Source organism: Kosakonia sp. HypNH10, from assembly GCF_029850615.1.
GTDB classification, from domain to species: Bacteria; Pseudomonadota; Gammaproteobacteria; order Enterobacterales; family Enterobacteriaceae; genus Kosakonia; species Kosakonia cowanii.
The window spans coordinates 286,309-312,493 of record NZ_JAOTIU010000004.1 but is presented as its reverse complement, the minus strand read 5'-3'; the positions used below and the strand labels follow the sequence as shown (position 1 = coordinate 312,493).

The window sequence follows — 26,185 nt, the reverse complement described above, 5'->3', positions numbered from 1 at the left end:
GGCGGGAATAAACGTTTAACGTCAATCCGCAACCATTCCATGAAAGAAGTCATTTTACAGATCGACATCTTCAGATACAGAGCGCAACGCATGAAATTGAAAAGCTGAGTCGTATTTGCAGATTTTTCCTAAAAGCACTGTCCCTTAGCGCAAATTCATCTGCCTGAAAAAATAAGGCCACTTGCGTGGCCTTATGACATTACGTTTGTGGATAAACAATATTTGCGCCGGGCGCTTCGCGGTGCAGATGGATAAAGTTCAGGTGACGTTCATATTGATCGAGAATATCGATAATCACCTGCTCTTTGTTGTAATCCATCAGGTCATTCCCCTGGCTGCCCTCTAGCAGGAAGGTCTCCAGACGGAAGTAGTGCGACTTGCCGCTGCGCGCGCGGTAGGTAAAGCCGGGAACGGAGTACTGCTGCGGCCAGACCTGGTAAACAAAGTTCTGCTCCTCACCGAGGTGCACACGCAAATCGAGATGGCCGAGCGGTTTATCCTCTTCCGCAGGGACACTCTCCAGCGTGACGCGAGCGCCGCGCAGCTCCAGCTCCTTCGCCACATCCTGCATCGCCGGGTAGATCACCGTCTCCATCATCTGCTGGGTATAGCGCGTGCCCGGGTAGTTCATCAGGCGCGAGAGACGCTTTTTCCAGCTCAGGCGATCGTTGCTCGCCGGAATATAGGGCGCGGTTTCACGGCTGGCGCTGGCGCGGCGGTGATCTTCCACCTTCAGCGACTTATAGAGTCCCGCCATCACAAAGAAGATCACAAAGCTGAACGGCAGACCCATGATCACCGTGGTGTTTTGCAGGGCGGAAATGCCGTTGGTCATCAGCATCCCCATCGTCAGCACGCCAATTGCCACCGACCAGAAGATACGCAGCCAGTTCGGCGCATCGCTGTTGATATCCTTCAGCTTCGAGGTGAAGTTACCCAGCACCAGCGAGCCGGAGTCCGCCGAGGTGACATAAAAGAGCAGGCCGGTAATGGTGGCAACCGAGGCGCTCAGTTTAAACGCCGGATACTGCGCCAGCAGGCTGTAGAAGCCGCGTTCGGCGTGCGCCATCACTTCCTGGGCAAAACCGGCATCGCCGTGAATGATCTCATACAGCGCGGCGTTACCAAACACCGACAGCCACAGCAGGGTAAAGGTAAACGGAATGATCAGCGTACCGAGCACGAACTCGCGGATGGTACGACCCCGGGAGATGCGCGCAAGGAACAGGCCGACAAACGGCGACCACGCCACCCACCAGGCCCAGAAGAAGAGCGTCCAGCTGTTCATCCACTGCGTTGGGCGGTCAAAGGCAAAGGTGTTCAGCGTCATGCCCATAAAGCGGTTGATGTAATCGCCCACGTTCAGCACCAGCGCGTTGAGCAGGAAATCCGTTTTGCCCATAAACAGCACAAACAGGATCAGCCCGAGCGCCAGCGCGACATTCAGTTCAGAAAGGATGCGAATGCCTTTATCGACGCCGGAGGTGACCGAAATGGTGGCGATAACCACCGACAGCACAATCAGCGCCATCTGCGCGGTTAACCCTTCCGGCACATCAAACAGCACTTTCAGGCCGTAGTTAAGCTGCACGACGCCAATACCGAGGGTGGTGGCGATACCGAAAATGGTGCCGATCACCGCCGCGATATCCACCGTGTGGCCAATCGGGCCATTAATGCGTTTACCGAAAATCGGGTAGAGCGCGGAACGGATGGTCAGCGGCAGGTTGTAGCGGTAGCTGAAGTAGCCGAGGGCAATCCCCATCAGGGCGTACATCGACCAGCCGGTTAAGCCGTAGTGGAACAGCGTCCAGACCATCGCCTGGCGCGCGGCTTCCATTGTCTGCCCGGCGCCTTCCGGCGGCTGCATATACTGCGTCACCGGTTCAGCGACGGAGAAGAACATCAGATCGATGCCGATCCCGGCGGCAAACAGCATTGCCGACCAGCTTAACAGGCTAAATTCCGGTTTTGACTGCTCTGGCCCGAGTTTGATCGCCCCGTAGCGGGAACAGGCCATATAGATGACAAAGACAATATAGAGCGTGGCGGCCAGCATGTAGTACCAGCCAAAGGTGGACGACACCCAGTTCACGGTGGTCTGGATCCACGCCGCGGCGAGATCGCTATAGAGAATGGTGACAAGTGAAAATGTCAGAATCAGTCCGGCGGAGGTGTAGAATACCACAGGATTGATTCTGTCTTTTTCACTGGCAGGTGGATTAATCATCGGTTACCTCTGGTTAATTTCCTGTAAATAAATCAAAAGATTACTTGCAACGTGCTGCCTCTTTTCTTGTTGTTTTTCCCTCATTTTTGTTACGGATTGAGCCTGCTACAGCTTACACACTGCCGCTTCGTTTTTGTAACAGCGCAGGTACATTACCTTAACAAATTCTTTTTTTATATTGAACGTGCAATCAAAAAAAGATTAAATAGAGCCCTTACTTTGCGGTGGAAGAGGGAGTCATGCCAAAGGTGGGAATGCAGCCGATACGCCGTCGGCAACTGATTGATGCGACCCTGGATACGATCAACGACGTCGGGATTAACGACGCCACCATTGCGCAGATTGCGCGCCGGGCCGGGGTATCGACCGGCATCATCAGCCACTACTTCAAGGACAAAAACGGCCTGCTGGAAGCCACCATGCGCGACATCACGCGCCAGCTGCGCGATGCGGTGGCGGTACGCCTGAAACCGTTAGCCCAGGCCACGACCGAAGCGCGTTTACTGGCGATTGTCGACGGCAATTTCGACGAAACCCAGGTGCATAGCGCGGCGATGAAAGCGTGGCTCGACTTCTGGGCCAGCAGCATGCATCAACCGCAGCTGGGCCGCCTTGAGCGCGTCAGCAGCCGACGCCTCTTCTCCAGCCTGACGGCGGAGTTTCGCCGCGAATTGCCGCGCGAGCAGGCCCGGCTGGCAGCGCACGGCCTGGCCTCATTAATTGATGGCCTGTGGCTGCGCGCAGCCCTGAGCGGCAAACCGTTCAACCCGGACGTTGCCCGAACGCTCACCACCCAATTCATCCGCCAGCAGTTGGCTGGCGCAGAGAATCCCTGAGGAAGGAGGAATCATGTCCCGATTCGCAGAACAGCAGCTCTATATTGATGGTCAATACGTTCCCGCCGCGGCTGGAAAAACATTCCAGACCATCAACCCGGCCAACGGCGAAGTATTAGCCGAAGTGCACGAAGCGGCGCAGGCCGATGTCGATCGCGCAGTCGAAAGCGCGCGTAAAGGCCAGAAAATCTGGGCCGCGATGACGGCGATGGAGCGTTCACGCATCCTGCGTCGCGCGGTGGATATTCTGCGCGAGCGCAATGACGAGCTGGCCGCGCTGGAAACCCTCGACACCGGTAAGCCGCTGAGCGAAACCCAGGCGGTTGATATTGTCACCGGTGCCGATGTGCTGGAGTACTACGCCGGGCTGATCCCGTCGCTGGAGGGGCAGCAGATCCCGCTGCGCGACACCTCCTTTGTCTACACCCGCCGCGAGCCGCTTGGCGTGGTCGCCGGTATCGGCGCGTGGAACTACCCGATCCAGATCGCGCTGTGGAAATCCGCACCAGCGCTGGCTGCGGGCAACGCGATGATCTTCAAACCGAGCGAAGTCACACCGCTCACCGCACTGAAACTGGCGGAAATCTACACCGAAGCGGGCCTGCCGGACGGCGTCTTTAACGTTCTGCCGGGCAGCGGCGCGGTCACCGGCCAGCTGCTGACCGAGCATCCGGGCATCGACAAAGTCTCCTTCACCGGTGGTGTGGCCAGCGGTAAAAAAGTGATGGCAAACGCCGCCGGTTCGACCCTGAAAGAGGTCACCATGGAGCTGGGCGGTAAATCGCCGCTGATCATCTTTGAAGATGCGGATCTCGATCTCGCTGCCGATATCGCGATGATGGCCAACTTCTACAGCTCCGGCCAGGTCTGCACCAACGGCACGCGCGTGTTTGTTCCGGCGAAATGGCAGGCCGAGTTTGAAGTGAAGATCGCCGATCGCGTGGCGCGGATTAAAGCGGGCGATCCGAACGATCCGGCCATCAACTTCGGGCCGCTGGTGAGCTTCCCGCACCGCGACAACGTGATGCGCTATATCGAATCCGGCATCAATGAAGGCGCGCGCCTGCTCTGCGGCGGCAAACGTCTGACTGGCGGCGAGTTCGATAACGGTGCCTGGGTTGCGCCAACGGTCTTTACCGATTGCCGCGATGAGATGACCATCGTGCGCGAAGAGATCTTCGGGCCGGTAATGGCGATCCTCACCTATGAAAGCGAAGAGGAAGTGGTGCGCCGCGCCAACGCTACTGACTTCGGTCTGGCCGCTGGCGTAGTGACGCAGGATCTCAACCGCGCGCACCGCGTCATTCATCAGATTGAAGCGGGGATCTGCTGGATCAACACCTGGGGCGAATCCGCCGCCGAAATGCCGGTGGGTGGCTACAAGCACTCCGGCGTCGGGCGTGAAAACGGCCTGATGACGCTGCAAAACTACACCCAGGTGAAGTCTGTGCAGCTCGAAATGACCCGTTTCCAGTCTGTATTTTGAGTGAATTTTAACCTGAGGAGCGACTAATGGAATTTGATTACATCATCATCGGAGCCGGATCCGCAGGGAACGTATTGGCAACAAGACTGACCGAAGATAGCGACGTCAACGTGCTGCTGCTTGAGGCGGGCGGTCCCGATTACCGTTTTGATTTCCGCACGCAGATGCCTGCGGCGCTGGCTTACCCGTTGCAGGGAAAACGCTACAACTGGGCGTATGAAACTGAGCCCGAACCGCATATGAACAACCGCCGCATGGAGTGCGGGCGCGGTAAAGGGCTGGGCGGATCGTCATTGATCAACGGCATGTGCTACGTGCGCGGCAACGCAATGGATCTCGATAACTGGGCACAGGAACCAGGGCTGGAGCGCTGGACCTATCTCGACTGCCTGCCTTACTACCGCAAGTCGGAAACGCGTGATATCGGCGCGAACGACTACCACGGCGGCGAAGGCCCGGTCAGCATCACCACCTGCAAACCGGGCAACAACCCACTGTTTGCGGCGATGATCGAAGCGGGCGTGCAGGCGGGTTATCCGCGCACTGAGGATCTCAACGGTTATCAGCAAGAGGGCTTTGGCCCGATGGATCGCTTTGTGACGCCGAACGGGCGTCGCTCGAGCACCGCGCGCGGCTATCTCGATACCGCGAAAAAGCGCGCCAACCTGACCATCATCACCCATGCCACTACCGATCGAATTCTGTTCGACGGCAAGCGGGCGGTGGGCGTTGAGTATCTGCACGGTGCCAGCAACACGCCGCAGCAGGTGCATGCGCGCCGCGAAGTGCTGCTCTGCGCGGGTGCTATCGCGTCGCCGCAGATCCTGCAACGCTCCGGCGTCGGTGCGGCAGATCTGCTGAAGAAGTTCGACATTCCCGTGGTGCACGATCTGCCGGGCGTCGGGGAAAACCTGCAGGATCACCTCGAAATGTACCTGCAGTACGAGTGCAAAGAGCCGGTGTCGCTCTACCCGGCGCTGAAGTGGTGGAACCAGCCGAAAATCGGCGCTGAGTGGCTGTTTAACGGCACCGGCATCGGGGCCAGCAACCAGTTTGAAGGCGGCGGCTTTATCCGCAGCCGGGAAGAGTTCGCCTGGCCGAACATTCAGTACCACTTCCTGCCGGTGGCGATTAACTACAATGGCAGCAACGCGGTTGAAGCCCACGGCTTCCAGTGCCACGTTGGCTCCATGCGCTCGCCGAGCCGCGGCTTTGTGCGCCTGAAATCGCGCGATCCGCGTATGCACCCGGCCATTCAGTTTAACTACATGGCTCACGAGCAGGACTGGCAGGAGTTCCGCGATGCGATCCGCATTACGCGCCAGATCATCAACCAGCCGGCGCTGGATAAGTATCGCGGGCGTGAGATTAGCCCCGGTATTGAGTGCCAGACCGACGAACAGCTGGATGAGTTTGTGCGTAACCACGGCGAAACCGCCTACCATCCGTGCGGCACCTGCAAAATGGGCAGCGACGAGATGGCAGTAGTGGACGGGGAAGGGCGCGTGCACGGCCTGCAAGGGCTGCGCGTGGTCGATGCCTCGATTATGCCGCTGATCATCACCGGTAACCTCAACGCCACCACCATTATGATTGGCGAGAAGATTGCCGATAATATCCGTGGCCGCACCCCGCTGCCGCGCAGCAATGCCGACTACTTCGTGGCGGGCGACCGCCCGGTGCGCGGCGAGCCGATGCGCGCGTAACGTCAAAAGCCGGTAGGGCAATCTTACCGGCTAGTTTTGCCCCAGCCGCAGGCAGTGCGTCACCCGCTCAATCCCTTTCGTTGGCACAAAGCCTGCGCGTTGGTAAAAGCGGAACGCCGCATGCGGTGCATGCGTGTAGAGATGATCAAAGCTCTGCGCGGCGTGGGCGATAATCTCCCTCAAAAGCGCGCTGCCCACTGCCTGGCTGCGACAGGCTGCGGCAACATAGAGGTGGCGTACCCGACCTGCGCATTGCGCCTGCACAAAAGGGTCGATATTCAGCCCGCAGACGCCGACCAGTTTGCCGTCAAGCAACGCGCCCAGCAGCATTTCACCCGGCTTATCAAAGCGGTTGTGCTGGTTGAGCCAGTTCTCCTCAAGCCTGCGCAGCATATTAAATCCCTCCGCCACGCTCGCCTGTTTCAGCGTCTGAAAACCGTCGACTTCCGGGGTAACGGCGGTGATGTTCAGCGTCATAACACCCTCGTTATTGATGGAGATAATCCTGGCGCAGCAGGCCAAACAGCCAGTCATTGTGCCAGCGGTTATGCAGCCAGTAGCTCTCGCGCAGTTCGCCCTCCAGCACAAACCCCACCTTTTCCAGCAGGCGGCGAGAGGGGTGATTACCTGCGGTGACCGTCGCCGTCAGCCGCCGGATGCCGCCTTTATGGAAAGCGAAATCGCACACCGCCTGTAACGACTCGCGCGCATAGCCTTTTCCCTGCGCCTCGGGAGCAAAGAGAAAGCCCACTTCGGCGCAGTCCGCTTCGCGATGGATATAGCCGGTGACGCCGAGCCTTTCACCGCTCGCTCTGTCGCGCACCACCAGGCAGAGCCAGTGCGCACTCCCCGGCTGCCAGTGCGGCAAGCGGGCGGTGAAAGCCTCCTCGATCTCCTCTGGCGCGCGCGCGTCCGAGATGTAATGCTGCACCTCATTGCTCGCCATCAGGCGGCTAAAAAAATCGCGATCCAGTTCCTCGATTTGCGTGCAGACCAGCCGTGGCGTGTCGAGGCAAAGGGCGTTAGTGTGGGCGTCTTTATTCATCTCATCGCTGTTTTGTTGGCAATCATTACAAAGAGATATATGTCAGATAGGCGCCGAGGTAAACCAGTAAGCAGCCAAACCAGATCTTCCCCACCAGCTGATAATCCTCTTTTTTCACCATCTCCCCCTGTTCAGAAGGTCCAGGTTACGGCTACCGTGCCGGTGCCCTCATTGCGTTGCGAGACAATCGGGCTGTCGCCCGCGCGATCGCCAAGCCAGGTGTAGCCCGCGCTCAGCAGCGTTCCCCAGTGTTCGTCGAACTGATGGCTCCAGGTGAGCGAGCTGTTGACGCCGTAGAAACCGCCCGCGCGATCATAGGGGCGAAAACCGCTGCGCTGGCTCTGCCGCGCGCTGACGCCATAAAAGGTGTTGATGTAGCGGCTGTCGCCAAACAGGGCAGCGGACTGGAGTGCAACGGTATCGCTGGCGCTCTGCACCGGCAGTAGCGTCACCGAGGTTTGATACTGCACGCCCTGGCTGTCGGTCAGCGGCAGCGTCGCTTTGCCTTCAACAGAGAGCCACGGGGTGATCGACCAGCCGACGGCAAACGCCGTATTCATCGTGGCATCGATTTTCCCCATCCCCTTCAGGTTATCCGCGCCATCGCGCCAGGAGGAGTTACTGTCATCGCGGCCGAGGCCATAGCCGAGCGTATGTTCGAGATAGAAGCCGTTCTCGCTTTGCAGGTCGTAACCGATGCCCTTTTGCGAATCAATGAAGAGGGCGTTATCGCGCGCCTGGATCAGCGGAACGAATTGCAGGCGCTGCTTGTCTGAACCGCTGTAACGCGGCGCAGACTGTGCGCCGATGCCTACAGTGACGCCATTTTGTGCCGATGGATCATCATCGGCGTGCGCCGCAGAGGCGGTGGTCGCCAGCAGGGCGCAGAGGCTATACAACGTACGTTTTCTGGTTATCATCGTCACATCTCTTCGGTGGGAAAGGGTGTGCGCAAGCGCTGAAAGGGAAGATAGACAGGTCGTATCAATAAACCGTCAGCAAAGTGTTAAGAAACGGTCAAGGTGGGGAAATGGTGGCGAAAAGAGTGCTGGTGATTGAGGATGACGCAGATGCGGCAGGCGTGCTGGAGGCCTATCTGCGCCGTGAAAATTATGAGGTGACGCTGGCGAGCGACGGCCTTGCCGGGCTGGAGCTGGCGCAGCGCTGCAAGCCCGATCTGATCCTGCTCGATGTGATGCTGCCCGGCATGAACGGCAGCGAAGTGCTGGCGGCGCTGCGGCGCAAAAGCGATGTGCCGGTGATCATGGTCACCGCGCTCGGCGATGCGCCGGATCGCATTGGCGCGCTGCGCTACGGCGCGGATGATTATGTGGTGAAGCCCTATCACCCCGGCGAAGTGGTGGCGCGCGTGCAGGCGGTACTGCGGCGCACGCAGCGCGCGGAAACTCAGGAGGAGGTGCTGCGCTGGCACAACCTCGCGGTCGACACCGTCGCCATTAGCGTGACCGTCACGCAAGACGATAACCAGACGCGCGCGCTGGAGCTGACGCCGACGGAATTCTCCCTGCTTACGACACTGATGCGCCATCCCACGCGCGCCTTCTCCCGCCAGCATCTGCTGGAACACTGCCTGCCCGAAAGCGAAGCGCTGGAGCGCGTGGTCGATACGCACGTCTACAACCTGCGTAAAAAGCTGGAAAACGCGGGCGTCAGCGGCGTGTTAAGCAACGTGCGCGGCGTCGGTTACAGGTTCGCTCAACCATGAAAAATTTAGCTCAACAGTCGCTCTGGCGCTGGATCTGCGTGCGCATCCTCGCTTTGGCGATCGGCACAGTGATCATCATCGCGCTCTGTATGTGGCTGCGCTACGCCGTGCAGAATGTCTGGATCCTGCACGCCATGCCTGCGCCGGTGCGCGCCGAGTTTCTGCTACTGAAAGAGAACCCGGAGATCAACCCGACGCGCTTTCATGAAATCGTCGATACCTGGTGGGGGCTGAGCTACTCCACCCCCTCTATCGCCTCGACGGACTGGATCCTGGTCAGCGTGCTGGTGCTGGTGATGATCCCCTTTATCGTCTTTATGGGGCTGCGCTATGCCCGCCCGCTGACCCTGCAATTTAGCCGCCTGCGCGACGCCGCTGAAGAGGTTACGCAGGGAACATTTGGCGCACAGGCGGAGCTGGTAAAAGAGGCGCCCGCCGAAATGGTGCGCTTCGCCAGCGACTTTAACGGCATGACCCGCCAGCTGGCGCGCTATGAGCGTGAACTGCGCGCCTCCCACGTGGCGATGGCTCACGAATTGCGCTCACCGCTTACTGCCGCAATTGGTCGCCTGCAGGGGATGCTGGATGGCGTGTTTGAGCCGAGCCCTGCACAGATGTCGATGGTGATGAAGCAATTACAACTGCTGCGCCGCTTAACGGATGAGCTGCACCTGCTCTCGCTGGCCGACGCCGGGCAACTGATGCTCAACTGCCAGCCGCTGCTCTTAGACGATCTGCTGCGCGAACGCGCGGCGTGGATGAAACCGCAGGCCGACGCCGCCGGGTTCACCTTTACCCTGACCGCGCCAGCGCCCGCGCCGCTGGAGGGAGACGCTTTCCGCTTAGGGCAGGTCTTTACCGTGCTGATGGAGAATGCGGTGCGTTACGGGCGGCAGGGCGGCCATCTGTTTATTACGCTCACATCACAGGCGAGCGGCTACCTGATTGATTTCACCGATGACGGCCCCGGCGTGGAGGCTGATTTTCTGCCGCTGATGTTTGATCGCTTTACGCGGGCCGAGACTTCGCGCGCGCGCCATTCCGGCGGCAGCGGCCTTGGGTTATCCATCGCCCAGGCGATTGTCCATGCCCACGGCGGCAGCATCAGCGCCGCGCTGCCGGAAGCGGGCGGGCTGACAATCACCCTTCACCTTCCTCACGCTGCCGGGGCGCAAGAAAAGTTGCAGCCTTGATAAAACCTTGACGAAACGTGGGCTGAATCTCGACGCGTCACGCCTGTAATAGCGCCATTACCGATCCGGAGTGGCGCTATGTCAGAACAGTTTATCCCTTACGCACGCCCGCTCGCGCACAGGCTTTTGCACGCTGTCCGCGGGCTTCCTCTGCTGATATTGCTGGCGCTGGCCGCGACCGGCTGTGGCGAGAAAAAAACCGACAAACCGGCACCTCCGCGTCCGGTGCGTTACCTGGTCGTCGCTAACAGTGCGGCAAACCCGCAAACGGTGCGCACCGGCGAGATCCGTGCTCATGATGAGACAACGCTGGCTTTCCGCCTGGATGGCCGCATGATTTCGCGTGAGGTGGATATTGGCGCGCGGGTGCATGCCGGGCAGGTGCTGGCCTCCCTTGAGAGCGAAACCGGTAAAAACCAGCTCGCCAGCGCCCGCGCCGATGTGGAGAGCGCCCGCGCGGCTGAGCAGGTGGCGGCGCTGAATCTGAAACGGATGCAGGCATTAATGCCCTCCGGCGCGATTGCCCGCACGCAGCTCGACAGCGCCCGCGCCGACTGGCAGTCGGCATCATCAAAACTGAAAAGCAGCACTGCGGCATTACGCAATGCCGAGCAGAATCTGAGCTGGACGCAGCTGGTCGCCCCGGCAGACGGCATCATCACGCGCGTTAACGCCTCTGCCGGGCAGGTGGTCAGCGCCGGGCAGGCGGTTTTTACTCTCGCCACCAGCGAGGCGCGCGACGTGGTGTTTGCGGTTGCCGACCCGCGCCAGCTGGCATCAAACGCAACTTTCACCGTTGCGCTGCTGGCGGATCCGTCGGTGAAGGCGAGCGGCAGCCTGCGTGATATCAGCCCGCAGGCCGATCCGCAGACGCGCACCTGGCAGGTGCGGCTGGCGCTGGCAAACCCGCCCGCGGCGATGGCGCTCGGTGCCAGCGCCACCATTGCGCTGCCGGAGTCAGCATCCGCAGGCTTTGCGGTGCCCGCCCCGGCATTAAGCCGTCTTGGTCAACAACCGGCGCTGTTTGTGATTGATGAGAAAAACCGGGCGCAGCCGCGCGCGGTGACGCTGGGCGGCTATAGCGCCTCATCCGTGTTTATCCGTTCCGGCCTGCGCCCCGGCGACAGAGTGATTACCGCGGGCGTCAGCAAATTGCGCGCCGGTGAGCAGGTGATCGCCGGGGAGTTACAGCCATGAAACGCTCGCGCTTTAACCTCTCGGCCTGGGCGCTGGAACATCAGCAGCTGGTCACCTTTTTTATGCTGCTGGTGATAGTGATGGGCGTGCTCTGCTATCAGCAGCTGCCGCGTAATGAAGATCCGGCATTCACCATCAAAACGGCGGTCGTCACCGCTCAGTGGCCGGGTGCCAGCGTCGAAGAGACAACGCAGCTGGTCACCGATGTGCTGGAGAAGAAGTTACAGGAGGTTCCGCACCTCGATTTTATTGAGAGCGAAACCCGCGCTGGCAGCACGATTATCAACGTCAACCTGCGTGATGACACGCCGCCGAAAGCGGTGCCTGGCATCTGGTACCAGGTGCGGAAAAAGATGCAGGACAGCGCTGCCGATCTGCCGCAGGGCGCGCAGGGGCCGCAGGTCAACGATGAGTTTGATGACACCTTCGGCACCATCTATGGCTTTACTGCCGACGGTTACTCGCCGCGTGAGCTGCGCGATCGGCTGGAGACCATCCGCCGCAGCCTGATGTCGCTGCACGATATCGGCAAAATCAGCCTGATCGGTGATCAGCAGGAGCAGATTGTTATCGCCTTCTCCCCGCGTCAGCTGGCGGGAATGGGGCTCGATATTGAGCAGATCAGCACGGCGCTGAAGGCGCAAAACGCCATCGCGCCCGCAGGCACCATCCGCACCGGCGAGGATAACGTGGCGCTGCGCGTCAGCGGCGCGTTAAGCAGCGAAGCGAGCCTGCGGGCGGTGACGCTGCATATCAACGATCGCTATATTCCACTCACCGATATCGCCACCGTCACCCGCCAGGCCGCAGAGCCGCCCGCGCCGCAGTTTCGCGTTAACGGGCAACCGGCGCTGGGGCTGGCGATCTCAATGGCTTCGACCGGGAATATGCTGCGCTTTGGCAAGGCGCTGGATGAGCGCATGGCGCAGATCCAGGCCCAACTGCCACACGGCATTGAGATGGTGAAAGTGGCCGATCAGTCGCAGGTGGTAAGCGGGGCGGTGAGCGGCTTTGTCCGCGTGCTGGTGGAAGCGGTGGTGATTGTGCTCGCCGTCTCCTTTGTCTCGCTGGGCCTGCGCGCAGGTCTGGTGGTGGCTGCCGCCATTCCTCTGGTGCTGGCGATGACCTTCGCCGGGATGATGCTCGCCGGGATCGGCCTGCAACGCATCTCCCTCGGCGCGCTGATTATCGCGCTCGGGCTGCTGGTGGATGATGCCATGATCACCGTGGAGACGATGGTCGCACGTCTGGAGGCGGGGGAGTCGCGCAGGCAAGCCGCTACTTATGCCTTCAAAACCACCGCCTTTCCGATGCTCACCGGCACGCTGGTGATGATCGCCGGGTTTATTCCCGTCGGCTTTGCCGCCTCCAGCGCCGGGGAGTACTGCTACTCGCTGTTTGCCGTGGTGCTGATCGCGCTGCTCTGCTCGTGGCTGGTGGCAATCCTCTTCTCCCCGCTCACTGGGACCTGGCTGCTGCCCGCGCGTATCGATAAGCACGGCGATCGCGTCGGCAGGCTGAAGCGCGGCTATCAGGCGCTGCTGCGCCTCGCGCTGCGCTGGCGGCTGACCACGCTGGCACTGGCGCTGCTGGCGCTGGGTTTGTCGCTGGTCGGCACCACCTATTTGCAGGGGGAGTTTTTCCCCGCCTCCGATCGCCCGGAGCTGCTGGTCACCCTCTCGCTGCCCGCGAACGCCTCGCAGACCGAGACGCAAAAGCAGGTGGAGCGCCTTGAGCGGGCGATGACCGGTAATCAGGATCTCGATCGCTACAGCAGCTACGTCGGCTCCGGCGCGGTGCGTTTTTATCTGCCGATGGATGTTTTGCAGGACAACGAGAACACCGCACAACTGGTGGTGGTGGCAAAAGATCTCGCCGCCCGTGACCGGCTGCGTCAACAGCTGGAGACCCTGCTGGCAAGCCAGTTCAGCGCGATTACCTCTCGCGTGTCGCCGCTGGAACTGGGGCCGCCGGTGGGCTGGCCGGTACGCTACCGCGTGAGCGGGCCGGATTATGCAAAAGTGCAGACGCTGGCGCATCAGTTGGCGGCGCAGATTGGCGGCTCGCCGCTGACCCGGGAAGTGAACCTGACCGCCGGGGAGCCGGAGCGGATGATCCGCTTACAGGTTAATCAGACTGCGGCGCGCGCGGCGGGCGTCTCCTCGGAAAGCATTGCCCGGATGCTTGATACCGTCTGGTCCGGCGCGACGCTGACTACGGTGCGGGATAACGATCGGCTGGTGGATGTGGTGCTGCGCGGTAACGATCGCGAGCGGCTCGATATCGGTACGCTCGGCACATTGATGTTGCCGACGTCTAACGGCACAAAAATTCCGCTGAGCGAAGTGGCGACGCCGGAGTGGGGGCTGGACGACCCGGTGATCTGGCGTCATCAGCGGCTGCCCTTTATCACCGTGCAGACGGATCTCGCGCCGGGCCTGCGCGCGGAAGCGGTATCGTCCGGCCTGCGCCCGACGGTGGATAAGCTACGCGGCCAGTTGCCTGCCGGGTATCGCATTGAGGAGGGCGGCACCGTTGCCGAGTCGGACAAAGGCAACGGCTCGGTGTATGCCGTGCTGCCGGTGACGCTGATTATTATGCTGCTGCTATTGATGGTTCAGCTTCAGCGCTTCTCGCGCATGCTGCTGGCCGTCACCATGGCGCCGTTTGGCCTGCCGGGGATTGTGCTGGCGATGCTGCCAACGGGGACGCCGATGGGGTTTGTCGCGCTGCTGGGGGTGATTGCTCTGGCGGGGATGATCATCCGCAACGCGGTGATCCTGATTAGCGAAGTGGACAGCAATCTGCAACGAGGGATGCAACCTGATGAGGCGATTATCGCCGCGTCGGAGCACCGCGCGCGGCCGATTATGCTGACCGCCTGTGCGGCGATCCTCGGCATGATTCCCATCTCCCATCAGGTGTTCTGGGGGCCGATGGCTTACGCCATTATCGGCGGGCTGCTGTTGGCAACGCTGGTGACGCTGACGGTGCTACCCGCCGCGTTCAGCCTGGTGCTGCAACTGAGCGCCCGCTTAGCCCCTGCGCATCGGGCGGCAGATAAAGATTAACGCCACCGCGCTACAGAGCGGGAAGATAGCCAGCTGCAACCAGGGGTAGATCGCCTCAACCGAGGGGGTTAACGCCCGGTCGAGCTGGCTGCCAAACAGCAGGTTGCCCGCCAGCACGGCAAAACCGCCCGCTGTCGCCAGCGCGCCATAGTGCGCGCCGAGCGTCGCGTCGTCGGCGAACCACGGCACCATATCTTTCGCCGCAGGCACCAGCAGCATCTGCCCGAGGGTTAATAACGAGACGAAGCTGATGGCGGGCAGCAGCCGCATCCAGCCCGCAGGCGGTGTGCTGGCGGCGCAGAGCGCGACGCTGGCAAAGCTTGCGGAGATGAGCAAAAAGCCCACCGGCAGCATGCGCGCGGCACCAATGCGGCGCGTCAGGCGGGCGAGGGGCAGTTGCAGGGTGATAATCAGCACCGAGGCCAGCATAAACAGCGGCCCGAGATCTTTTTCGCTGCCGCCCGCGCGCTGGATCTCAACCGGCAGCGCCAGGTAGAGCTGGTTGTAGCTCAGTAACCAGGAGCTGTAGGCAATGATAAAAGCGACAAAGCGCGGCTGGCGAAAGGTGGTCCACCACGGCGTGACCGCCAGCGTCTGGCGTTTTGGCGGCGCGGGCGGCAGGCAGAAGAAGAGCACAATCAGCGCCACAACAAACACGCCAGCACCTGCTAACGCCACCTGGCGAAAGCCGAGGCCGGTCATCAGCGCGCCCGCTACCGGGCCAAGCACCGCGCCGAGCTCGCCGCAGACGGCAAAAAGCGCAAACCACTCGGCGCGGCTGCGCTTGCCCTGGCTCTCGCTGTGGGCACCGGCGCGCGCCAGTAACGCTTCAATCGAGGGGGAGAAGAGTGCGCCGCCGATCCCGGTCAGGCAGGCACCGATAATAATTGGCCCCAGCGAGTGGCCGAACGCCAGCATCAGGTAGCCCGCGACGCGAATAATGCAGCCGCAGAGGATGATGACGCGCGCGCCAAAGCGGTCCGATAACGCGCCGCCAATAAAGAACATCCCCTGCTGGGAGAAGGTGCGCAGCCCAAGCACCAGGCCAATCAGCCCGCCGGAGAGCAGTAAGTCATCGCGCAGGAAGATCGCCAGGAAGGGCACCACGGCGTAGAAGCCGATATTAAAAACAAACTGGCTACCGAGTAAAACAGGCGGCCAGAGCTGTTTCGCTGGCCGCAGGTGGGGAAAAGACATGCGGAAATCCTGACGTCAGGCGATGAAGTGGATATGGTTTTTATCATGGCAGGGCGATGGCGTGATTTTCGCCTTCACGCGAAACACCTCCCACAGCAGATCTTCGGTGAGGATCGCCTGCGGCGTACCGCTCGCCACCACAGTACCGTGCTGCATCACAATCAGGCTGTCGCAAAACATCAGCGCATGGTTGAGATCGTGAATGGCGACGATGCTGGTCACCGGTAGCTCGCTGATAAGCTTCATCAGCTGGAGCTGGTGGTGAATGTCGAGATGGTTGGTCGGCTCGTCGAGCAGGATCTCTGACGGCATCTGCGCCAGCGCGCGGGCAATGTGGACGCGCTGCCGCTCGCCGCCCGAGAGTGTCAGCCAGCCCTGCTGGCTTTTCTCCAGCATGTCGACACGTGCCAGCGCGGCGGAGATGGTCTCATCATCCTCCGTGCTCCAGCTGGAGAAAGGGGAGTGATGCGGAATACGCCCCAGTTTCACCACGTCGCGCACGCGCATATTGGCATCGGTCATACCGTGCTGCTCAACAAACGCCACCCGGCGGGCGAGCTGCTTTTTGGGCAGCCGGTGAAGGTTCTGCCCGTCGAGCAATACGCGTCCTTTATGCGGACGGCGCAGCCCCGCCAGCACGCGCAGCAGAGAGGATTTCCCCGAGCCGTTCGGCCCCAGCAGACCTACCGTTTCGCCACGCGCAACCGTCAGTGAGACATCGTTGACGATCACTTTCTTACCCACCTTCCAGGTGATGTTTTCAGCGGCGATGCTCATTAGCGATTCCTTGAACGGTAAATAATAAACGCGAAGAACGGCACGCCAACCAGCGCGGTGACGACGCCCACCGGCAGGCTCTGCGGAGCAATCAGCATGCGTGAGGCGATATCCGCCAGCACCATCAAAATCGCGCCCGCCAGCGCACAGGCAACCAGCAGCCTGCGGTGCAGCGGCCCAAAGAAGAAGCGCATCATATGCGGCACCACCAGCCCGACAAATCCGATGGAGCCAGCCATGCTGACAATGGTTGCGGTGATCAGCGCCGTGGTAGTAAACAGCGCGAGGCGCACCCACGGCACGGCGATGCCTAACGAGGCCGCCGCATCATCGCCGAAGGTGAAAGCATCCAGCGCCCGCGAATAGTAGAGGCAGACCGCCAGACCAATCAGCACCACGATCAGCACCAGCTGGAACTCCGGCCAGCGCACGCCGCTAAAGCTGCCCAGCAGCCAGAACATCACGTCGCGCGCCTGCTGGGCGCTGGCGGAGGTGCTGATGGTATACGCCGTGACGGCGTTAAAGAGCTGCGAAGCGGCAACCCCGGCTAAGATGGTGCGCTCGTTGCCGCCGCGCGCGCCGTTGGTGAGAAATGCCACGAACGCGAAGGCGGCAAAGGCTCCGGCAAAGGCGCCCGCCGAGAGCGATACCGCGCCCGCGCCAAGACCCAGCACCACTACCGAGACCGCACCAGTCGATGCGCCCGCCGAGACGCCGAGCACATACGGCTCGGCCAGGGCGTTTTTCAGCAGGCTTTGCAGCACCGCGCCGCAAATCGCCAGCCCCGCGCCACAGCAGGCGGCGACCAGCGAGCGGCTGAGGCGGAAATCCCAGATCACGCTTTCATAGATGCGGTTGAGCGGCTCGGCGGTGAGCCCAAGCTTATTGCCAATCGCATAGAAAACGCTGGGTAACGGGATCGCCAGTTCGCCGACGCTGGCTCCTACCGCAATCACCACCACCAGCAGCACAACGGCAAGCAGCGCGGCACTACTTAACCACAACGTTTGTCGCGTTGGGTGCAACGCTGCCATCAATTAAGCCCCATCTTTCTCAGCTGTTCAGCAACCTGCTCTGCGCCATAAATGGTGCGAATGGTGGGGTTCATCGCCTGGCCATCCATCACCACGATATGGCCTTTTTTCACCGCCTCAAGCTGGCTGACGGCGGGATCGCTCTTCAGGAACTTAATCTTCTCCTGCGCGTTATCCAGCGCCCAGCGGTTGCGGTCGAGGCTGGAAACGACGATCACATCCGGGTTGGCGGCAATGATGCTCTCCCAGCCAACGGTCGGCCACTCGGTTTCGGTAGTGATGGCGTTATGGCCGCCGAGCACATTGGCGATAAAGCCGGAGGCGCTGTTTTTGCCGCCGACGTAGGCATCAGCGGAAGGTGATGAGCTGGAGAACCAGAAGACGAAAGAGAGATCTTTTTTGTTTTTACCGAACTCTTTACGCAGATCGGCTTCGCGTTTTTTGAAGTCGGCAACCAGCGCCTGGCCGCGATCTTCAACGTTAAAGATCTTCGCGAAATCTTCGATCTCCTGGTAGAGGTAGGTCATGTCCCACAGCTTCTGGCGGCTGCCGTACATATCGCCGGTGCCCTTTTTGGTGGCGCACATACCTGGCGACATATAGCTGTTAACGCCGACGGTGGCGAGATCTTCGCGCTTCGCCACTTTGCTCTCCGGCCCCAGCAGCAGCGGCGATTGCGCAGCGACGAAATCCGGGGTTTGCGCCAGCACAGACTCCAGCGTCGGGATCTCCACCGTCAGGGTTTTAATCTTCGCATTTTGCGCAGCCAGCTGTGGCAGGACTTTGGTCGGCCAGAAGGCGGTGGCGGCGATTTTATCCTCTAAGCCAAGCAGCAGCAGGATCTCGGCGGTGTTTTGCCCCAGCGCGACCACATGCTCAGGGGCTTTGGTGAAGGTCTCTTTGTAGCCGCAGTTTTCAAGGGTGAGGGGATATGTGGTGGCATAAGCAGAACTTAATGAGGCAAGCGCCAGCCCCAGCGCGCAGAGAACCTTCTTCATTCAACACTATCCTTCATTAACATTATGGTGATTTATGGAATCATCGAAATAGTTTCGCAATGATAATGAATCCTATTACGAATGCGAGATCTTCTTTGCGTGAAGGGGAGTAAAATTTGTTTGATGAATGAATTTTGATGATTCATTAAAAGTGTAAATGTGTTTATTTAATTTAAATTTCGCTCCCTTTTGGTCGATAACACTGTTAAGGCAATTCGCATTTTATGCGGTGCCACATCGTTTTGTCGCTCTATCACTCAAGGGATCACTATGTCAGTCAGGCGTTTTTCATTGCTCGTTTTTGGTCTGTTACTCTCTATCTTCCTTATCAGCTCCGCATCTAACCTCTGGTCGCTTACCCGCAGTAACGACTCGCTGGATAACGTAAACAAAGAGATCCGCGTGGTGCTGTCGGTCATCGATCCGATTAACCATAGCCGTACCCTGCGCGTACGCCTGATGGAGGCGATGATTAACGCCTCGCTGGGCGATAGCCAGAAAACGCAGGCCTCCCTTGAGAGTGCCAACGAGGTGATGCAAAAAGCCTCGGCGGCGTTTAACAACTATCTTGCTGCGCCGCGCGTTGCCGGTGAAGATGCGCTTGCCACGCCCTATCGCCAGGCCTGGCAGAACTATGTTGATAACGGTTTGCGTCCGCTGATGGATGCGGCGAAAAACAACGACACCGCGCGCTTCAACCAACTGGTCAGCACTACCATTCCTCAGCTGGATCGCCAGTTCGAGATCACCCTTGATAACCTGCTGGCGTTCCGTGAAAAGTATGCCCAGCAGTTGAACACGGAGGCGCAGAACCGCTTCGTGAACAGCATGGTGACCCTCGGCGTCTTTGCGCTGCTGTTTACGCTGATCATCGTGGGGATCTTTATCCTGCTGCGTCGCCGTGTGCTGTCGCCGCTGGATGCCGCGCGTCTGCACTGCCAGAAAATGGCGGCGGGCGAGCTAAATCTGCCGGTGGTTTCCAACTCGAAAGATGAGATTGGCGGCATGATGAGCGCGCTGGAGCAGATGCGTCTCTCGCTGGTGCAGATCATCTCTCAGGTGCGTAACTCCAGCCAGAGCGTGGCTTACGCCGCAGAAGAGATCGCTGCGGGTAACACCGATCTGTCGGCGCGTACCGAAGAGCAGGCCGCTTCGCTGGGGCAGACCGCTGCCAGCATGGAAGAGCTCACCTCTACCGTGAAGCACACCTCTGAAAACACCCAGCAGGCCAACAGCCTGGCGGGGAATATGCGCAGCGCGGCGCAAGAGGGGAATGCGATTGTTGAAGAAGCCGTAGTGTCGATGAAGGAGATTGAAACCAGCTCCGGCAAGATTGGTACCATTATCGGCATCATCGAAGACATTGCTTTCCAGACCAACATCCTGGCGCTCAACGCCGCCGTCGAAGCGGCACGCGCAGGCGAGCAGGGCCGTGGTTTTGCCGTGGTAGCAACCGAAGTGCGCAACCTCGCGCAGCGCTCCTCCGTGGCGGCGAAAGAGATCAAAGAGCTTATTGAGCTCTCTGGTCGTCAGGTGCTGGTGGGCAGCGATCGCGTCACCAGCGCGGGTGAGAGCATGCAGCGTATTATCAACTCGGTGAAGCAGGTTTCCGAACTGATGTCGGAAATTGCGCTCTCTACCGGTGAGCAGAGCCGCGGAATCGATCAGATCAACCTCGCGGTGGCGCAGATGGATACCGTGACCCAGCAGAACGCCGCGCTGGTTGAAGAAGCCTCTGCGGCAGCCTACTCGCTGAAAGAGCAGTCTCAGTTGCTGGAAGAGGCGGTAGCGGTGTTTAAGCTCAGCTAATCGGGCGCAGTCGTTAACCTGAGGCCGGCCATGTTATGTGGCTGGCCTTTTTTATGTGCTTTGCTTTACGCTCTGCTGCTCAACCTCTGTTTTAAAGGGAGCCATGGATGAGAGGGTTTTCTCGCGCGTTAATCACCATTTTACTATTGAGCGCCGGGGTAAGCGCTGCGCCTCAACCTGAAGCTGCAAGCCGAACCTATGGGCAGAATTACAAAGATGCCGCACTGGCACTCTGTGTAGCGAAAGCGTACGCCAGTGAACCCGCTGCCAGTAAAGACGCATCAGCCAGCGCTGGCGGTTTTGATAACTGGAGCGAGTATGATGCCGAAAAGGGCGCCGGGAAGATGGGCGAACTGGCCGACCGCTATCTTGCAGGAGAGTATCACTCACATCAGGGCAGCGATGTAAAACTCAATCTAATGAAATGCATCGACATGTATCACAGCGCAGAGCTTGCAAAACAGGTCAAAGATTTTGTGCCGCATCCCGAGCGCAGTTGGGCGCAGGATCATGCTTCAGCAAAACGCGGTAAATAAGATTCCGGCAATTAACGAGGGGTAATTTAATTACCCCTCTAACGCGTCTTTATAAAAAATAATCTGAATTTTTGTTTTCTGCTTATTCCCTCTGCGCAGCAGTGAAGAGATTTATTGATAATCCTGCGCTGTTATTGTGAGAGGGAATAAATGATGACTACAGGACGTAGAGAGGGAACATTGCGTCTGATGACGCTCGGTGAAATTGCCATGGCACGTCAATTTTACGGCGATGCGATTGTGTATAGCCGCGTCTGGATCCACTGTGACAGCTACTTTCCATTTGGGCTGCAGCATCCAGATTATGTTATGGCGCCGAATGGAGAGATTTGGTACAGAAAAGAGCTATATCATGATGACTTTTCTCATTCAACTGTGAATATGACGAGCAAGCACACCTTCATGCATGAAATGGGTCATGTCTGGCAGCATCAGCATGGTCAATGGGTTCGAACGCGAGGACTATTCAGCTGGGCTGCAGATTACTTTTATCAGCTTGATAAAGAGAAAATTATGGATTACTCCCTTGAGCAGCAAGCCTCTATCCTGGCGGACTACTGGGTGTTACTTATTTATGGTATAAATACGTGGCTTACATTACAGGGCGAAAATAAACCCGGGAAATATCGAGGTAAAGATGCATTATGCGATATACCATCCCTTTATCGTCGAATTGTGACAGGAAGAAGATAATCCCTATGTCAAAGCTTTCATGTGTGGTAATGCTTTTTTTGTTAACTGGTTGTATTGGTTTCTACGATAAGGCGGTAGGAAGCACTGAAACTGCAGTTAATATCAAAAACAACAAAGTTTGTGCCGTATCTCTTATGAAACCCGGTGAGAAAATGATCGCGGTGGAAATTTATAGCCGTGACGGCGAAAAGAAAATTGAGACGTTTCCGGAAAAACCGCTGTATGTCCCTCTCGGGGAGTGTTTACCGTTATTCGGCACAACCTTTAAAACGGGGGATGCCTATTATTTTTATTGGCACATCCTTCCCGTTAAAGGCTATCTTCAACTCATTTCCGCTAAATTTACACTGACAATTGATCCTGATGGGCGGCTTTTATCGCTCAATAGCGGTGCGCCTGATTAGAGCCAGTAATATTTCTCCTGTAACGGGAAGTAACGGAGCAGTGAAGCATGTATTACATTTCCTCTCTTTATAGGATGCTATTCCTGCGGTGAAGAAAATTTATGAAAAAAGTAATCTTATTAATGCCTTTTTTGCTTACCGGTTGTCCTGGGTCTGGCGACAGATTTACACCACGCACCGCTACAACGGTCGTTTTAAAAGATAATAACGTTTGCGCATTATCCATAATGAAACCGGGTGAAAAGTTGACAGCAGTAGAGATCTACAGCAGTAAAGTTGAACCTGTTTTTATTCAGTTTAACGATAAACCCCTCTCTGTTCCCCACGGTCACTGTTTACCGCTATTTGGTGCCACCTTTGAATATGGCAACGAATATAGTGTGGCCTGGGATATTCATACCGCAGATGGGATGTATATGATCATTGCAGAATTCATGCTATCGAACGACTGAAACTAATACCGCATTTTTTATTAGAGAGAAGGAGTATGAGGAAAAGTTTGCTAATAGTAGCAGTATGTACCCTATCTGGCTGCATCGGTTTTCTTGACAAAATGACACGAGAATTGCCGACAAATCTATTTTTGATGAATCATGAAGTTTGCGCAGTCTCGATCATGAAACCCGGCGAAAAGATGGTCTCGGCTGAGATTTTCAGTACTGATGAAGGAAAGCGTTTTGAACTCTTCCCGGATAAGCCGCGTTATATTGCTGCGGGTGATTGCCTGCCCATGTTTAGCACGGCATTCAGGGCAGGGTAAAAATATGCTTTGTACTGGAACGTAGTGCCGCTCAAGGGGGATGCCTATCTCATCAGCGCAAATTTCACTCTTTCAACTGACAGCACAGGGCATCTCTCACTCACAGATGATTCCACTCGCTGAGCATCGTATAAAAAATCCTCCCATTTTTTTGCATAAGTAAAACGATCGGTTTACTTTTTAACTATGCAAAAAAGAAACGATATCATCCAGGCCGCCGAGCGGCTCTTCTATGACAACGGCTTTCACGCCACCAGCACCGACCGCATCTGCCGCGAAGCGGGTGTCTCCACGCGCACGCTTTATCGCCATTTTCCGTCGCGCGAGCAGCTTACCGAGGCGGTGATGCAGGCGCGTCAGCAACGGTTTTTTGCCGACCTGCGACCAGCAGAAGATCCGCTCGCCATTCACACTCTTTTCACCGTGCTTGGCGACTGGATGGAAGCTTACGGCACCGGCGGCTGCTTCTTTCTGAAAGCCTGGGGCGAGTATGCGCAGGAGAGTGTTCGCCTGTCGGCACTGGCGCTCGATTTTCGCTATCAGCTGCGCGCTTACATCACCGCCTGCGTGCACGACGTCGCGCTGGCAGATGCGATATGGATGCTGTTTGAAGGCGCTATCACCTCGGCACTGATCGTCGGCGCGCAGGCCGCACAGCGCGCCGGTGATGCGGCGGCACTGCTTATGGCACGCCAGGAGACGTCGTGAAAAACGCCCTCTCGCTCGCCGTTACCGGTTTCCTGTTGATTGCCGTCTCTTACGGGCTGGCGCGTTTCTCCTGGGGGTTGATGCTGCCCGCGGTCTCGCAGGAGGTATCATTCAGCCCGCGTCTGGCGGGCGTCCTCTCCGCGTGCAGTTTCGCCGCCTACTGCCTGTCGGTCTCAGTGGCGTCCCGGCTCTGCATGCGCTATGGCGCAAGGCTTGTGGGCGTGATCTCCGCGCTCTGTGCCGCAGCGGGTCTGCTGCTGCTTGCCGCGGCTTCCTCGCCCGTATTGCTGGCGTCAGGGCTGCTGATTGCCGGTTTCAGCGCTGGGCTCTCTTCACCCTCGCTGGCGGCGGCCGTCAGCCAGGCCATCACCGCGCAGCGCCAGACGCAGGTCAACACCATTATCAACGCTGGCACCGGCGCAGGGATTATCCTCTCTGTGCCGCTGCTGCTTATTTTGCCCTGGCGCTACGCCTGCGTGCTGTTTGCCGCAATTGCGCTGCTGACGTTGCTGCCGGTATGGCGTTATCTGCCGTCGGGTGCCGTGACGCAGGTTGAACCATCTGCTCAGGCGAGGCTGTTTACTCGTCAACTGGTGCGGCTTGCGATCGTCGCCTTTATCAGCGGTATGGCGAGCGCGGCGTGGTGGAGCTTTGGCCCAGAGGTGCTGCGCCAGCATGCGAAAGTCGCGGATACGCTGATAAGCCTGCTATGGCTGGTGTGCGGCGCGGCGGGAGTGCTCGGGGTGCTGACCGGGCCGCTTGCGCGCCTCATCGGCATGCGGCAGGTTTACTGTCTGTCGCTGCTGTTTATGGCTGCGCCGCTGGTGCTGATTGCCTTCAGCCATGCCTTCAGCGGCTGGCTGTTTCCGGCAGTCGCACTCTGTGGGGCGGGTTACATTACGCTCTCCGGCGTGCTGCTGGTTGGCGGCGCGCAGGCCACGCCAGAGAGACCGGCATCCGGCGTCGGCGTGGTCTTTTTTATGCTCGCCGCTGGACAGGTTGCCGGATCGATGCTTTTCGGCGCGCTTTACGCACAGATCGGCGCGGCACCAGCGCTGATCGCCTTTACACTGCTGGCGGGCATTATGCTGTTTTATCCGCCCGCAGTATCAAAAGATGGGCACCGCACGCCAGGCTGAGGTTCTGCACTCTTTAACAGTGCCATTCCGGTAGTTATCGATTCGGCAACTTTGCCTTACACTCTGCGGGTTACGTCGTAAGGAGAAGAGGATGAGTGAGTACTGGTGGAAAGATCTGCACGATCGTCAGGATCGCTGGCAGGGGCTTGAGCTGGTGGTGCGCGAAGGCAACGGTCAGGCGATGGAGATGCAGAGCGGCAACAACGGCCGCATGGCGTTGCAGGTCAATGGTGAACCCCTCTTCTGGGCGACGATGCTAAACGACCACTCCGGCGTCTGGCTGGTGTTTAACACCGAGCACCCCGGCCAGGATCTGCTGCTGCCTGCCATCAGCTCGGCGGACGTAGAAAGCGCTAAACGGGCGGGCGAAGAGAACTGGATCAGCCACTGGTGCCGCTACTTTGCCCGTGAATTAATGGAAGCGCCCGTTCCGCTGTTGCCGCCGCGCCGCTGGCTGCTGCGCCCGATGCTGGCGGCAAAGCCGAAGGCACCCTATGTTTGCAATCGCAAAGTGCCGCGCGAGGAGTGGCGTTTTGAGACGCCCGACCACAGCACCTATATCGGCGTGAACTGGTCGCTCTACAGTGAAGATTTTCCCGATCTGCAAAACCCGGAAAAGGTGAAGTGGGTCGACTGGTGGTGGGGCGGTCATCTGCTGCTCAGCCGCTATCCGGTGGATGCCGAGTCCGGCCGCGTGAAGTGGTGGCGCAAGAAGTGCCGCGAAAACGCGCTGCCTCCGATTCTGGTGTGGTATATCGCCGGGCTGGCGTCGTTTGTGATCCTTGACGGCCACGACCGGTTGCAGGCCGCGCTGGCGGAGGAGTACCAGCCGCAGTTCCTGGTGCTAAGCGAACTGAGCGAGCAGTCGTGGACGCCCAATGAAGCGTCGCGTGAAAAAGTGCTGCGTTCGCTGGCTATTCAGCAAGAGAGAAGCAAGAAAACCCCGGCCAATATCGATGCGATGAACCAGTCGCTGATGAACCTTTACGACACGCGTTATCTCTACGCTCCGACGCACAGCCGCGCGGTGCTCGGCGATGGCTCCGGCTGGGAGCGACAGGTGAAAACCTATCTGCAACGCCATCAGCTTGATGCGTTTATCGAAAAGATTATGGCGCGCGAAGAGTAGGCAAAGAGCGACGCGTCAAACTACGGTGCAGGATAAAAAATAATGATGCACAAGCCCCACGCAGCCACCGCGTTAATCTTCCGCATAGTTAAGTGGGGCAGCCTATTTGTGGTTTCACTCGCGCTGGTGCTCTTCTTTCTGCTCTGGCTGATGCTCTCCGGGCTGGGGGAAACCACGGTCTACACCGAGCGTAATCTTTGGGATTACAACACGTTGACTGAAAAAGCGATTGCGCAGGCTCCGCGTATCACCACGACTTATCATTTGGAATTTCATAATGGTGACGGTTATCCCTCCATCAACAGCATTATTTTCGAGAATGCCAGTAAAGAGAGTATCGAGGCGCTGCGGCAGTACGTTCAACGCCTCGGCTATAAGCGCGATCCGCACCCGCTAACCAGTGCAGAAGAGTGGCGAAAACCCGGCAACCCCGCAGCAGATACCTTTTCACTCTATTACGAGGCGCAAACCCGCCAGGCGACGCTAAGTATGATACTGCTGCGTTAGTGAG

At 58.7% G+C, this 26,185-nt stretch carries 24 protein-coding genes; 16 read left to right on the top strand and 8 right to left on the bottom strand.

Going from position 1 to position 26,185, the window contains the following annotated elements:
* Window positions 1-199: 199 nt before the first annotated feature.
* Entirely contained in the window at window positions 200-2,230 is a 2,031-nt protein-coding gene (locus tag N7V53_RS13810) for a choline transporter (protein WP_023480491.1), read from the bottom strand.
* A gap of 239 nt (window positions 2,231-2,469) precedes the next feature.
* Here N7V53_RS13810 and betI point away from each other — a divergent pair, with 239 nt between their 5' ends.
* Genes betI through betA form a run of 3 tightly spaced genes read left to right on the top strand, consistent with a single transcriptional unit; the run spans window position 2,470 to window position 6,258 of the window.
* Complete coding sequence (gene betI / locus N7V53_RS13805; RefSeq protein ID WP_023480351.1) at window positions 2,470-3,066, top strand: transcriptional regulator BetI; 597 nt, start codon at window positions 2,470-2,472, stop codon at window positions 3,064-3,066.
* A gap of 13 nt (window positions 3,067-3,079) precedes the next feature.
* Window positions 3,080-4,552: a betaine-aldehyde dehydrogenase gene (gene betB / locus N7V53_RS13800; protein WP_279793710.1), complete on the top strand. Its 1,473-nt coding sequence runs from the start codon at window positions 3,080-3,082 to the stop codon at window positions 4,550-4,552.
* A gap of 26 nt (window positions 4,553-4,578) precedes the next feature.
* Window positions 4,579-6,258, top strand: coding sequence for a choline dehydrogenase (gene betA / locus N7V53_RS13795; RefSeq protein WP_023480328.1), 1,680 nt, complete (start codon window positions 4,579-4,581; stop codon window positions 6,256-6,258).
* A 30-nt stretch (window positions 6,259-6,288) separates the two neighbouring features.
* Here betA and N7V53_RS13790 read toward each other — a convergent pair whose 3' ends face one another.
* From N7V53_RS13790 to N7V53_RS13780, 3 genes are all read right to left on the bottom strand, one after another.
* Window positions 6,289-6,735 carry a GNAT family N-acetyltransferase gene (locus N7V53_RS13790; RefSeq protein ID WP_279793709.1) on the bottom strand — a complete coding sequence of 149 codons (447 nt, stop codon included), beginning with the start codon at window positions 6,733-6,735 and terminating at the stop codon, window positions 6,289-6,291.
* A 10-nt stretch (window positions 6,736-6,745) separates the two neighbouring features.
* Window positions 6,746-7,303 carry a GNAT family protein gene (locus N7V53_RS13785; protein ID WP_279793708.1) on the bottom strand — a complete coding sequence of 186 codons (558 nt, stop codon included), beginning with the start codon at window positions 7,301-7,303 and terminating at the stop codon, window positions 6,746-6,748.
* A 131-nt stretch (window positions 7,304-7,434) separates the two neighbouring features.
* Window positions 7,435-8,223, bottom strand: a complete 789-nt coding sequence (locus tag N7V53_RS13780; RefSeq protein WP_279793707.1) for a MipA/OmpV family protein — start codon at window positions 8,221-8,223, stop codon at window positions 7,435-7,437.
* A gap of 110 nt (window positions 8,224-8,333) precedes the next feature.
* Here N7V53_RS13780 and N7V53_RS13775 point away from each other — a divergent pair, with 110 nt between their 5' ends.
* The 4 genes from N7V53_RS13775 to N7V53_RS13760 all read left to right on the top strand — a co-directional run bounded on the left by N7V53_RS13775 (window position 8,334) and on the right by N7V53_RS13760 (window position 14,490).
* Window positions 8,334-9,029, top strand: a complete 696-nt coding sequence (locus tag N7V53_RS13775; RefSeq protein ID WP_279793706.1) for a response regulator — start codon at window positions 8,334-8,336, stop codon at window positions 9,027-9,029.
* Window positions 9,026-10,222, top strand: a complete 1,197-nt coding sequence (locus N7V53_RS13770) for an ATP-binding protein (RefSeq protein WP_279793705.1) — start codon at window positions 9,026-9,028, stop codon at window positions 10,220-10,222. The genes N7V53_RS13775 and N7V53_RS13770 overlap by 4 nt, the downstream gene beginning before the upstream one ends.
* A 78-nt stretch (window positions 10,223-10,300) precedes the next feature.
* Entirely contained in the window at window positions 10,301-11,419 is a 1,119-nt protein-coding gene (locus N7V53_RS13765) for an efflux RND transporter periplasmic adaptor subunit (RefSeq protein WP_279793704.1), read from the top strand.
* Complete coding sequence (locus N7V53_RS13760) at window positions 11,416-14,490, top strand: efflux RND transporter permease subunit (RefSeq protein ID WP_279793703.1); 3,075 nt, start codon at window positions 11,416-11,418, stop codon at window positions 14,488-14,490. The genes N7V53_RS13765 and N7V53_RS13760 overlap by 4 nt, the downstream gene beginning before the upstream one ends.
* Here the strand turns inward: N7V53_RS13760 and N7V53_RS13755 are convergent.
* Genes N7V53_RS13755 through N7V53_RS13740 form a run of 4 tightly spaced genes read right to left on the bottom strand, consistent with a single transcriptional unit; the run spans window position 14,455 to window position 18,496 of the window.
* Entirely contained in the window at window positions 14,455-15,687 is a 1,233-nt protein-coding gene (locus N7V53_RS13755) for an MFS transporter (RefSeq protein ID WP_279793702.1), read from the bottom strand. The two genes, N7V53_RS13760 and N7V53_RS13755, sit on opposite strands and share 36 nt — an antisense overlap.
* Before the next feature lie 15 nt (window positions 15,688-15,702).
* On the bottom strand, window positions 15,703-16,464 hold the full coding sequence (locus N7V53_RS13750; RefSeq protein ID WP_042713938.1) for an ABC transporter ATP-binding protein: 762 nt from the start codon (window positions 16,462-16,464) through the stop codon (window positions 15,703-15,705).
* On the bottom strand, window positions 16,464-17,498 hold the full coding sequence (locus N7V53_RS13745) for an iron ABC transporter permease (RefSeq protein WP_042713937.1): 1,035 nt from the start codon (window positions 17,496-17,498) through the stop codon (window positions 16,464-16,466). The genes N7V53_RS13750 and N7V53_RS13745 overlap by 1 nt, the downstream gene beginning before the upstream one ends.
* Window positions 17,498-18,496, bottom strand: a complete 999-nt coding sequence (locus N7V53_RS13740) for an ABC transporter substrate-binding protein (protein ID WP_124970144.1) — start codon at window positions 18,494-18,496, stop codon at window positions 17,498-17,500. Before N7V53_RS13740 ends, N7V53_RS13745 begins: the two co-directional genes overlap by 1 nt.
* Window positions 18,497-18,766: 270 nt before the next feature.
* Here N7V53_RS13740 and N7V53_RS13735 point away from each other — a divergent pair, with 270 nt between their 5' ends.
* The 9 genes from N7V53_RS13735 (at window position 18,767) to N7V53_RS13695 (ending at window position 26,181) form a co-directional block, all read left to right on the top strand.
* Window positions 18,767-20,305 (top strand): methyl-accepting chemotaxis protein, encoded by a 1,539-nt coding sequence (locus tag N7V53_RS13735; RefSeq protein ID WP_023480373.1) that lies wholly within the window; start codon window positions 18,767-18,769, stop codon window positions 20,303-20,305.
* A gap of 107 nt (window positions 20,306-20,412) precedes the next feature.
* Window positions 20,413-20,841, top strand: a complete 429-nt coding sequence (locus tag N7V53_RS13730) for a T6SS amidase immunity protein Tai4 family protein (protein ID WP_279793701.1) — start codon at window positions 20,413-20,415, stop codon at window positions 20,839-20,841.
* A gap of 153 nt (window positions 20,842-20,994) precedes the next feature.
* Entirely contained in the window at window positions 20,995-21,534 is a 540-nt protein-coding gene (locus N7V53_RS13725) for a type IV secretion protein Rhs (protein WP_279793866.1), read from the top strand.
* A gap of 5 nt (window positions 21,535-21,539) precedes the next feature.
* Entirely contained in the window at window positions 21,540-21,938 is a 399-nt protein-coding gene (locus N7V53_RS13720; protein ID WP_279793700.1) for a putative T6SS immunity periplasmic lipoprotein, read from the top strand.
* A 101-nt stretch (window positions 21,939-22,039) separates the two neighbouring features.
* Window positions 22,040-22,390, top strand: a complete 351-nt coding sequence (locus N7V53_RS13715) for a putative T6SS immunity periplasmic lipoprotein (RefSeq protein WP_279793699.1) — start codon at window positions 22,040-22,042, stop codon at window positions 22,388-22,390.
* Window positions 22,391-22,884: 494 nt separating this feature from the next.
* A complete protein-coding gene (locus N7V53_RS13710) occupies window positions 22,885-23,406 on the top strand; it encodes a helix-turn-helix domain containing protein (protein WP_279793698.1) in 522 nt (173 codons plus the stop codon).
* The gene (locus tag N7V53_RS13705) at window positions 23,403-24,545 is read left to right on the top strand and encodes an MFS transporter (protein ID WP_279793697.1); all 1,143 of its coding nucleotides are present in this window, start codon (window positions 23,403-23,405) and stop codon (window positions 24,543-24,545) included. Before N7V53_RS13710 ends, N7V53_RS13705 begins: the two co-directional genes overlap by 4 nt.
* A 91-nt stretch (window positions 24,546-24,636) precedes the next feature.
* A complete protein-coding gene (locus tag N7V53_RS13700; RefSeq protein ID WP_279793696.1) occupies window positions 24,637-25,674 on the top strand; it encodes a hypothetical protein in 1,038 nt (345 codons plus the stop codon).
* A gap of 42 nt (window positions 25,675-25,716) precedes the next feature.
* Window positions 25,717-26,181, top strand: coding sequence for a hypothetical protein (locus N7V53_RS13695; RefSeq protein WP_279793695.1), 465 nt, complete (start codon window positions 25,717-25,719; stop codon window positions 26,179-26,181).
* Window positions 26,182-26,185 lie beyond the last annotated feature (4 nt).